Here is a 9,672-nt window from a genome sequence, read left to right as displayed (position 1 = left end):
GTCTCGGTGTGGGAGGGGACGGGGGCGGTCAGTCGTAGAGCGCCGCGAAGGTGTCCCGGAAGACGAGTCCGCCGAGTTCACCGCCGCCGGTCGCCTCGGCGAGCCGGGCGTACTCACCCGCGAAGTCGCCCCACGGCTGGTCACTGGCGAACAGCACCCGGTCGTGGCCGATACCGCGGCGCTCGATCTCCCGGACCAGCCAGCGCGGTGTGAAGCCGATGGCCCAGGAGAGGTCCGTGTACACGCGTTTGCCGGACTCGATCCAGTCGAAGAACCGTGAGCCGGCGAGCTTGATGTGACCGCTCATCCCGCCGCCGAAGTGCACCAGATGCACGGGGACGCGGTCGGCGTACCAGTCCACGAGACGGCCGACCTCGTCGATGTCCGAGGCGGCGCCCGGGGAGGTGTGGACGTGCACGACCAGTCCGTGCTCCTCGGCCGTCCCGAAGATACGGTCCAGCCGCGGGCGGCAGGCCGGGTCGGTGGGGCGCCCGCCGAGCAGGAAGCTCAGCTTGAGTGCCCGTACACCGTCCTCCCGCGCCAGGGTGAGGGCCTGTTCGGTGCGGTCGGTGTCCTCCGGGCGCGGGGAGACCCACAGCCCCGCGCGGACGCGGTCGTCGCTCTGGGCCGCCTCGATCACCAGCTCGTTGAAGAGGAACGCCACGGCGGGGTCCGGTACGCCGTAGTTGGGGATCACCAGGGCGCGCTCGGTGCCCTCGGCGTCGAGATCGGCGAGGAACTGCTTGACGGTGGCGCGGGCGGTGGTGTCCGGATTGACGGGCGGGCCGCCGTAGAAGGGGTACGCGGGCAGGACGCCGATATGGCGGTGTGCGTCAAAGACCCGGCGGTGCGCTTGGTGTCGGAAGACCATTTCGAGTGCTCCTGTCGGCCTGCGGACTTGTCGGCCCGGGGGCCTGTCGTGCCTGGTCGGCCGGGCCGGGACCGGGCCGGTCAGCCCAGGGGAAGGGCGGCGGCGACGGACTCCGGAGCCCCGGTGAGCGCGCCGCACACATCGGCGAGGCGGCGGCTCGCGTCGATGTGACCGGCGAGGAACTCGGCGTCGCGGCCGACGGCCTCGAAGCGCCCCGAGCCCCAGGAGTACTGCCAGGGCAGGCCCAGGAAGTACAGACCGGGAACGCTGGTGGCGCCGCGCCGGTGCATCGGATAACCACGCCCGTCGAAGGCGGGTATCTCGATCCACCGGTGGTCGCGGGTGAAGCCGGTGGACCAGACGACGGAGGTGATACCGGCCTCGGCGAGATCAAGTCCGGGCGTGTGTCCGGAGGGCTCCCACACCGGTACGTACCGTGCCTCTTGCGGGGCTTGGATGCCGTGGTCGGCGATATGGGCGTCGATCGCGTCCTTGATGGACTCGGCCACGGCGTCCGCCCGGTCCAGATTGACCTTGAGATCGTCCGCGAACTCCACCGTCGTACCACCAGAGCCCGTACCACCCGAGGCCGTACCGCCCGGCGTCGTGCCGTCGACGCCGGTCAGGCGCCCGTACAGGCACATGCCGTCACGTGCGAAGGCACGCAGGTCTATGTCACGGCCCCCGTCGCGCCCGGTGACGTAGTGGTTGACGCGCATCCGGACAGCGGAGGCGTCGTCGAACGTGTCGATCCCCCTCGCGTAGTGCCCCATCTCGTCCAGCCAGGCCACACAGTCCCGGCCCCGGTAGAAGCGGGCGACCCGGGGCGCGCTGCCGACGGCCAGATGCACCTGCCGCCCAGCCAGATGCAGATCCTCGGCGATCTGGCAGCCGGACTGGCCGGAGCCGACGACCAGGACACCGCCCGCGGGGAGCTGAGCCGCGTTGCGGTAGCGGGAGGAGTGGATCTGCTCGATGTCCGCGGGCAGGCGCTCGGCCATCCGCGGGACGGCCGGGGTGTGATACGGACCGGTGGCCACCACCACCTGGTCGGCGGTGAACTCCCCTTCCGGGGTGGCCAGTTCGAAGCGGCCGCCGCCGGGGGCCCGGCGCAGCCCGGTCACGGGTACGCCCTCGACCAGCGGCGGCCGGAAGAAGCCCACGTAGTCCTGGAGGTACCGGACGATCTCGTCGCGGAGCATGAATCCGTCCGGGTCGTCGCCCTGGTACGGGTAACCGGGCAGCCTGCACTGCCAGTTGGGGGTCACCAGACAGAAGGAGTCCCAGCGGCGCTCGCGCCACTCGTGACCGACCCGCTCGGCCTCGACCACGACATGGCCGATATCGCGCGTGCTCAGGTGGTAGCTGACCGAGAGACCGGCCTGTCCGCCGCCGACCACGGCCACCGGGTAGTGCCTCCCGGCGAGCCGCGCCACCGGGCTCATCGTGTGCTCCGGTCCCGTGCGCCTCCGCGGGCGTAGTCCTCCACTACCGTGGGGGGTGAGTAGCAGCGCCGGGTCGCGCCGTCGGGCCGGCGCACATGGAAACAGATCTCAGGCATGAAGTCCTCCATGCGAGGCGCGAGGTCATGACACCTCGCCACTGCTCGTACCCACTACTTCAGTCAGCGGCGATTACCGAACCGGGTCATCCGGAATAAAACGGAGTTACGTGCTCCTCACACCGGGTGCGTCTCTGAATACCCGGGGTTGCCCCGGAGGCCGGGCGGCTGTCGCGCCCGATCCGTAGGGGAGCCGTTTCTTCCGGGCTCGCCTCGGCTACGCTCCGGCACATGGGGGACACGGAGTGGCCGCCGGTGAGTCTCATGGCGGAGCTGAGCGAGGAGGAGCGGAAGGCGCTCGTCCAGCTCGGGACCGGCAGGGTGTACGAGGCCGGGGAAGTGCTGATCGCCGAAGGGCAGCGGGATTCCCATGCGGTGCTGCTGCTGGACGGCTACGTGAAGGTCGTCGGGCTGCGGGACGACGGTGGCAGCGTGCTGCTGGCCGTCCGGACGCGTGGGGATCTCGTCGGCGAGTTCTCGGCGATCGACGGCCGACCACGCTCGGCCACCGTCATCGCCGCACGTACGACCACGGTACGCACCATGGGCAGCGCGGACTTCCACGCGTTTCTGCGGCAGCGTCCGTCGGCCGCGGAGGCCGTGCAGCGCTCCATCACGAGGAAGCTCCGCTCCGCCACCCGCTACCGGATCGACACGAGCGGCGGCTCGGTGACCGCCCGGGTCGCCCGGACCCTCGACACACTGGTCCGCACGTACGGGCGCGTCGAGAACGGCTCCGTACGCATCGACCTGCCGCTCAGCCAGGGCGACTTGGCGGCGCTCGCCGGGGTGTCGCAGGCAGGGGCGCAGCGGGCGCTGCGCCACCTGCGAGCGGCGGAAGTGGTGACGACGGAGTACCGGGGCACGGTGGTGCGGAATCTCGCCGCTCTGCGTCTGACAGCCGAGGAGGGCGGCTCCGGCCACTGATACACGGGACCGTGTGTCAGTGACCGGCGGGGTTCTGGAAGGCCTGGAAGAGGTGCGGTGCCAACTCCTGCGGGGTCGGCAGCGGCGCCAACGCGGGGAGCGGTGTCACGGGTGGGGCGGTGCCCGCCGCGAGGCGTCCGGGGTCGAAGGACAGATACACCCAGGCGTCCGCGCTGAACTCCTTCTCCGGCATGTCCACCCGGTAGCGGTGGAATCGTTCCGGATCCAGGCCGCGGTATCCGTGCTCCAGGACGTCCTCGTAGAGTTGGTCGGAGACGGCCAGAGCGAGCTCGCAGGCCGGGAAGTCGGACATCGCCCGACGCAGCACCGAGGAGTCCAGCAGCCGACAGGCCCGCACGACCGCTCGGCTGACGAAGCCGTTGGCCCCCTCGTGCACGATGCCCTGGTGCAGCGCCGCACGGAGCCGGAGCCGGGCCCCGTCGCCGAGATCGCGATTGACCTCGCGCAGAGCGACGACGAGCTCCTGGACCAGACCGGGTACCGCCCGGCCCTCGTCGAGGCCGGGCGGGAGCAGCAGCAGCTCCCCGTCGCCCTGGGCCTGCCGCAAGCAGGCGTCACGGTCGATGCCGGCCTCGGCGCACACGCGCTGCATGAGTTCCAGCAGCCGCCGCTGGGTGTTCAGTTGGCGAAGGTGATCGTGGCGGGAGTACCCGACGAGGTCCACCGCCACGATCAGACGCCGTACGCCAGGGGTCACAGTGCGGTCCAGGGCGGTCACGCCTCCGCCTTCCCGGCCGGGCCGGGCGAGGCAGCCGCGTCAGCCGGCTCCACGCCCTCGGTCCTCACCACGGCCGGTGCCCGCGAGCCCGGGGGCACTTCCCGCGGGTCCGCTCGTCGTACGGTGTAGTCGGCGGGCATCCCCGGGTCGGGGGCGCGGCCCACCTCGGCGCGCGCCCGGTGGGCGTTCTTGATCTCCGACGTCAGGTCCGCGGCCGTCACCACGCCGGACTCGCCGCCCCGCCGGGCCGCGGCAGCCGCGGCTCCGGTGATGACGTTGACCAGATCGCCGCCGGCGAGCCCGGCGGATTCCTGCGCGAGCGCACCCGGATCGAGGCCGGGCTCGACGGGCAGGGCCTCGGGCAGCAGCCGTTGCCACAGCCGGTGCAGCGTCTCGGGGTCCGGCAGTTCGAACTCCACATGGGCGAGGATCCGGCGCACGAACGCCGCGTCGTAGTTGCGCGGGAAGTTCGTGGTGAACACGACCAGCCCGTCGAACCGGTCGAGCTGACGCAGCATCACCGCCCGTGAGACGTTGACCGCGTGGTCGGAGCTCTGCGACACCCGGCTGAGCCGGCTGCCCAGGATCGAGTCCGCCTCGTCGAACACGAGCACGGCGCCGTGCTCACGGGCCTCCTCGAAGCAGCGGACGATGTTCTTGGGCGTGTCACCCACGTACTTGGACTCGATCTGCGCGTAGTCGACGTTGATGACCGGCCGGCCGAGCCGGTGGGCCAGCGCCTCCGCGCACAGGGATTTTCCGGTGCCGGAGGGCCCGTAGAGATTGAGCGCGGTGCCGCGGCGGTAGGGGTCGATGGAGCGCAGGTTCCATGTGTCGTAGAGCAGGGCGTGGTGCGCCACGAGGTCCAGGGCCAGTTCGACGCGCTGCCGTACGGCGCCCGGCAGGATCACCTCGTCGAGGGAGCGCCGTGGCTGCTCGGGGACGAACTGCGGCGCCGTGTCGTCGTTGCCGCCCTCCTGCGCGCCGTCCCGGGAGCGAGGCGCGCCGGCTGGACCGCTTCCCTTCGTACGCGGGTCATCGCGTCGCTCTCCGCTGTCCTCGCTGTCCGTCCTGGCGATGCGTTCCCAGCCACCGGGCACGGTGTGTCCTCTCCTTCTTCTCTCCATGTCAGGCAGGGATCCAGGTCCTGACGGTTTCTCCCGCACCGGGCCGCAGGAGTTCGTTCCGTACGCCGGAGGGGATTCTGCGCCAGGGGATTCGCATGGTGATCCGTTCCGCGCCGCCGTCCCGGTAACGGCAGTCGAGCACCGCCTGGGCGAGGTGTCGCAACTCGACGTCCGACTCCTGGCGGAAGGTGCAGGAGACCTTGCCCACCTGGTCGCCGATGCGGTCCCGCAGCGCGGTGTCGTGTCCGTGCAGGGCCGGCCGTATGCGGTCCTGCGGCACCCCGAGCCGACGCGACCAGGTCTCGGCCAGGCCGTCGGCGACCACGTCCCCCAGCGTCGGGCTCCGCCGGCCCGTCAGGCGTCGCGCCACGAGCAGCGCGACCACCGTGGCACCCGCGGCGAGGGCCACCCACATCCAGTTGCTCACTTCAGGTGTCCTTTCCACCGCGGCTGCCGCTTCGGCCGCCGGGCGAGACGTGTGCTCCAGCGGGCCCGTTGTGCTGGTCCCGTGTGTCGCGCGCGGTGAGTGTGATGTGTCTGCCGCCACGGCCGTTCTGTCCGTCCCTCCACCGCGGTGCGCGGGCGGTCGCGGCGGCCCCGGGGCCGTCACCCCTCCCCCACCTGCATGTCCATGACCTCCTCGTCGCGGACCTTGGTGAGGTCGATGCTGATCGTGCTCTCGTTGTGCCGCATCCAGCGCTCCAGTACGTCCGGGGGGACGTCCTCGAGGGCGAGTCGCTGTACCACCTCGTGCGACGTCAACTGCGGGTTCTCGTCGGGGCTGAGCGAGGCGATGAGCCAGGAGGTGGTCTTGACGACCCACTGGCCGTTGGCGCGGCGGCTGAACTCCACCAGTAGCCGGACGAGTCGGGTGCGCAGCGCGGACCACGCCTCACGGATCCCCCTGCGCACCTCGATCACGGCCCCGTGAATGGACATGAACGCCCGCCGGGCTTCGTCGGCGAGCTCCGGGAGGTACTTGTCCACCCACGGCAGGAACATCGTCTTGGCCCAGCCGAGAATGCGGTCCCAGAAGGTGACCACGACGGCGGCTCCCACCCCTGCCGCGCCGATGGCCACTGCGATGAGGATAAGGATCGGAAGTGGCATCAGACCCTCTTCGGGAAGAGTTGGAACTGGACCTGTCCGGCGTCCTTCATGAGATCCACGCGGATGTCATCGGGGAGCCGCTCGTATCCGACGTCCTGGCTGATCTCGGTCTCCCGCAGGTCGCCAGGGCTGTGCCCGTGCACCATGCGGACCGACCGCCGGGGTGTGTCGCGGTCGCCCTCATGGCCTCGGTACACGACCGTGATCCGCACCAGAAAGCGCGACAGTTTGTCGGCCACCCGCGGGTCCACCGGAGGCAGTCCGTCGGTCAGCGCCGGATTTCCGGCGTCGTCGCACATGGCTATGACCGCGCGGTACACGTCCGCCTCGGGAAGGCCGAGTAACTGCGACGTCTTGCGCGCCACCAGGCCGTAAACCGCTTGGGTCTCGGCCAGTTCGGCGTCCCTCATGCCCTTCAGGGCGTGCCCGGTCAGACTCGACAGCTTGCGCAGGAGCGTCAGCACCAGTTCCCGCAGGACCGGATTGGGCCAACGGTCGGCAGATCCACGCTCCACCAGACGCACGATCTCGGCAAGGGTGTCGTGGATGTCGTCAAGAGACGGTGTGGGGTCGGTCTTGTTCACGCCGTGCCTCCCATGACGCGGCACGACGGAACGCCTCCCATGAGCAAGAACAGGTGGCCGTCGCGCAGCGCAGAGTTTTCGGACAATTGGCTTGATCAGGGCCGAAGTTACCCCTGCGCCCGAGCAGACGAAACGTCAGATGAGGTAAAGTAGTACATCTTATTTGTAGTTGTATGTGGCTGCGTCAGGCAGTGGACGTACACGAACCCGGCCGACGCCCTGGTCTCCCGCAACGGCCGCTACGAACACTCGACGGCCGCGGCGAACACACGCCGATGAGCGACTTCACACACTCCTCCCGAATGTCCGGCGCCGGCGCTGCCCTGGCGCCCCGGGGCGGCGACCGGCGTGACGGCGGCAGGCCGTCGGCAGCACGTTCAGCTGATGCGGGCCACCGCGCCCCAGCCCACGCCGGGCAGGGGTTGCGTGTCTGTGTTGGGATCGGGGCGCCAGTCGGGCATGGGGACGAGGCCGGGGTCGACCAGGCCGATCCCGTCGAAGAATCCGGCGATCTGTTCGGGCGTGCGCAGCATGTAGGGGATCGGGGCGGACTTGTTGTAGTCGTCCTGGGCTGCCGCGCCCTGGGGGGACATGACGGCGTGGCTGAGGACGAGGAGGCTGCCCGGGGCGGCGGCGCCGACGAGGCGGCGCACGAGCGCGTAGGCCTCGCTCAGGTCGGGGATGTGGCCCAGGACGTCGGAGAAGACCAGCGCCACCGGGCGGGAGAAGTCGAGGGTGCGGGCGGCCTCGGTGAGCAGGCGGTCGGTGTCGCGCATGTCGGCGTCCAGATAGTCGGTGGCGCCTTCGGGGGTGCTGTCGAGGAGGGCTCCGACGTGGAGGAGGACCATCGGGTCGTGGTCCACGTAGACGACGCGGGCACCCGCGTCGATGTCCTGGGCGATCTCGTGGACGTTGGGTTCCGTCGGGATTCCGGCACCGATGTCGAGGAGCTGGTCCACGCCGCCCTCTGCCACTGTCCAGCGCACGGCCCGGCGCAGCCAGTCGCGCGAGGCGTGAACGGCGCGGACGATGCCGGGTGCGGCGGCGGCATAGGCGTCGCCGGCCTGCCGGTCGGCCGCGTAGTTGTCCTTTCCTCCCTTCCAGTAGTCCCAGACCCTCGCGGCGTGGGGGACGGAGGCGTCGATGCCGGGCGGTGGTCTTCGCTCAGGGCGGGGCTTCGGTGAGGTGTCGGACATGGGCCGGCCTTTCAGACGCGCTGTACAGCGTGGGGCAGATCGGGGAAGGGCAGCGGGACATGGATGGGTGTGACGGCGCCGGCGACGTCCATGGCCTGCCGCAGGGGCGACACGACGGCGGGATCGTCGTCGACCCGGTCGTCGCCGGGCAGGTCCCACACCGCGTAGTCGCCGATCTCGGGCACGGGGATACGGAGCAGACGCAGGGGCGGGGCAGCGGTCAGCGGATGCGGGGCCGCGGTCAGTGGCACGACCTGGATGGTGCAGTGGCGCCGCGCGGCGGCCGTGCGGAGATGCTCGTGCTGGGCACGCATGATCTCCGGGCTGCCGACCATGGTGTGGAGGGCGGCCGCGGACATAAGCACCCACAGCCGGGCCCCGCGGTCGGCCAGCCGGGCCTGCCGCTCCGCCAGCAGCGCGAGCTTCTGATCTTCACGTCCGCCATCATCGCCCGGCTCCCGCACCTGGTACAGGGCGCGGGCGTATTCCTGTGTCTGGAGAAGATCGGGGACCAGCGCCCCGTGCCACAGCCGTAGGACCGAGGCGGCCGACTCGACGCCGATCCACCGCTGCTGCTCGGGGCTCATCACCCGCCGGTAGGGATGCCACCAGCCCGCGCGGTTGGCCTCGGCCACGCTCGCGAGCATCTGCCGGACCTTCTCCGGGGAGGCGCCGTACAGGTCCAGCAGAGTGGCGACCTGGTCGGCGTCCGCGGCGGTCTCGGCCGCTTCGATACGCCGCACGGTCATGGTGTGTGAACCCAGTGCGCGGGCCGCGTCGTGCAGGGTCAGACCACTCGTCTCCCGCATCAGCCGCAGCCGTGCGGCAAGTACGAGGTGGTCCATCGTCGGTCCTGAGCGCGGTCGGCTCACGCAGTCCTCCAATCGGTCGGCCTATTGGAGCCTACGAACCAGCGCACCTGCGAACCAGCGTAGAACTTCGCTATGAGAATTGCGCACTCTGTGATTCACACGCATCCTGGAGGGCGTGACTCTTCGCCCCGTTCGACCCCGCTATCGGCAGGAGCAGACATGACGACCGGCGAGACCGGCGAGACCGCCCCCGGCATGTGGATGCGCCGGCCCCATGCCTGGAACGAGCTCCCGACGTGAGACCGGCCAACTGCCCGGTCCACCGGGCCAGTTCGACAACTCGCTCCCATGACTCGTGGCCCGGCGCCACGCCCGCCGGGGCCTGTCCGGCAACCCATGCCCCACGACGCCACAGGCAGAGATAGACCTCCAGCCCACGCCCGGGTGGCGCAGCGGTAGACGCAGCCGCCTTAAAAGCGGACAAGCGCGGGTTCGAATCCCGCCCCGGGTACTCACCACTCACCACCCCGACGCATGCCGGAACGCCAGGCCCCGAGCCGACCCCTCCACGCGACGGGCCGCGCCGTGAAGGCGCGTCAGGCCACGGAACGAAACACGGAAAGGCGGTACCGGATTTCTCCGATACCGCCTGCGACCTGCGTAAACGCTGGTCGGGACGACAGGATTTGAACCTGCGACCCCTTGACCCCCAGTCAAGTGCGCTACCAAGCTGCGCCACGTCCCG

Annotated in this window: 10 protein-coding genes and 2 tRNA genes; 2 read left to right on the top strand and 10 right to left on the bottom strand. The window is 70.4% G+C overall.

Annotation, left to right across the window (positions count from 1 at the left end):
- Positions 1 to 28: 28 nt before the first annotated feature.
- Positions 29 to 871 (bottom strand): amidohydrolase family protein, encoded by an 843-nt coding sequence (locus WH07_RS24575; RefSeq protein ID WP_046504102.1) that lies wholly within the window; start codon positions 869 to 871, stop codon positions 29 to 31.
- Positions 872 to 951: 80 nt separating this feature from the next.
- Positions 952 to 2,316, bottom strand: a complete 1,365-nt coding sequence (locus WH07_RS24570) for an MSMEG_0569 family flavin-dependent oxidoreductase (protein WP_046504099.1) — start codon at positions 2,314 to 2,316, stop codon at positions 952 to 954.
- Between the two features lie 347 nt (positions 2,317 to 2,663).
- Between WH07_RS24570 and WH07_RS24565 the strand changes: the two genes are divergently transcribed.
- Positions 2,664 to 3,359 carry a Crp/Fnr family transcriptional regulator gene (locus WH07_RS24565; protein WP_046504097.1) on the top strand — a complete coding sequence of 232 codons (696 nt, stop codon included), beginning with the start codon at positions 2,664 to 2,666 and terminating at the stop codon, positions 3,357 to 3,359.
- Between the two features lie 16 nt (positions 3,360 to 3,375).
- Here the strand turns inward: WH07_RS24565 and WH07_RS24560 are convergent, their stop codons facing one another.
- From WH07_RS24560 to WH07_RS24530, 7 genes are all read right to left on the bottom strand, one after another.
- The gene (locus WH07_RS24560) at positions 3,376 to 4,098 is read right to left on the bottom strand and encodes a hypothetical protein (protein ID WP_052744545.1); all 723 of its coding nucleotides are present in this window, start codon (positions 4,096 to 4,098) and stop codon (positions 3,376 to 3,378) included.
- Positions 4,095 to 5,198: an ATP-binding protein gene (locus WH07_RS24555; RefSeq protein ID WP_052744544.1), complete on the bottom strand. Its 1,104-nt coding sequence runs from the start codon at positions 5,196 to 5,198 to the stop codon at positions 4,095 to 4,097. The genes WH07_RS24560 and WH07_RS24555 overlap by 4 nt, the downstream gene beginning before the upstream one ends.
- Before the next feature lie 28 nt (positions 5,199 to 5,226).
- The gene (locus tag WH07_RS24550; RefSeq protein ID WP_046504092.1) at positions 5,227 to 5,652 is read right to left on the bottom strand and encodes a hypothetical protein; all 426 of its coding nucleotides are present in this window, start codon (positions 5,650 to 5,652) and stop codon (positions 5,227 to 5,229) included.
- A 179-nt stretch (positions 5,653 to 5,831) separates the two neighbouring features.
- Positions 5,832 to 6,335 (bottom strand): hypothetical protein, encoded by a 504-nt coding sequence (locus WH07_RS24545; protein ID WP_046504090.1) that lies wholly within the window; start codon positions 6,333 to 6,335, stop codon positions 5,832 to 5,834.
- Positions 6,335 to 6,919, bottom strand: coding sequence for a hypothetical protein (locus WH07_RS24540; protein ID WP_046504088.1), 585 nt, complete (start codon positions 6,917 to 6,919; stop codon positions 6,335 to 6,337). The genes WH07_RS24545 and WH07_RS24540 overlap by 1 nt, the downstream gene beginning before the upstream one ends.
- 377 nt (positions 6,920 to 7,296) lie before the next feature.
- A complete protein-coding gene (locus WH07_RS24535; protein ID WP_046504085.1) occupies positions 7,297 to 8,115 on the bottom strand; it encodes an SAM-dependent methyltransferase in 819 nt (272 codons plus the stop codon).
- Between the two features lie 11 nt (positions 8,116 to 8,126).
- Complete coding sequence (locus WH07_RS24530) at positions 8,127 to 8,960, bottom strand: helix-turn-helix domain-containing protein (protein ID WP_046504082.1); 834 nt, start codon at positions 8,958 to 8,960, stop codon at positions 8,127 to 8,129.
- A 405-nt stretch (positions 8,961 to 9,365) separates the two neighbouring features.
- Here WH07_RS24530 and WH07_RS24525 point away from each other — a divergent pair.
- Positions 9,366 to 9,438 (top strand) — tRNA-Leu (locus WH07_RS24525).
- A 157-nt stretch (positions 9,439 to 9,595) separates the two neighbouring features.
- Here the strand turns inward: WH07_RS24525 and WH07_RS24520 are convergent.
- Positions 9,596 to 9,672, bottom strand: a tRNA-Pro gene (locus WH07_RS24520).

The organism is Streptomyces odonnellii, assembly GCF_000981895.1.
GTDB classification, from domain to species: domain Bacteria; phylum Actinomycetota; class Actinomycetes; order Streptomycetales; family Streptomycetaceae; genus Streptomyces; species Streptomyces odonnellii.
The sequence above is the reverse complement of the archived record's forward strand: the minus strand, read 5'-3'. Positions and strand labels throughout refer to the sequence as shown.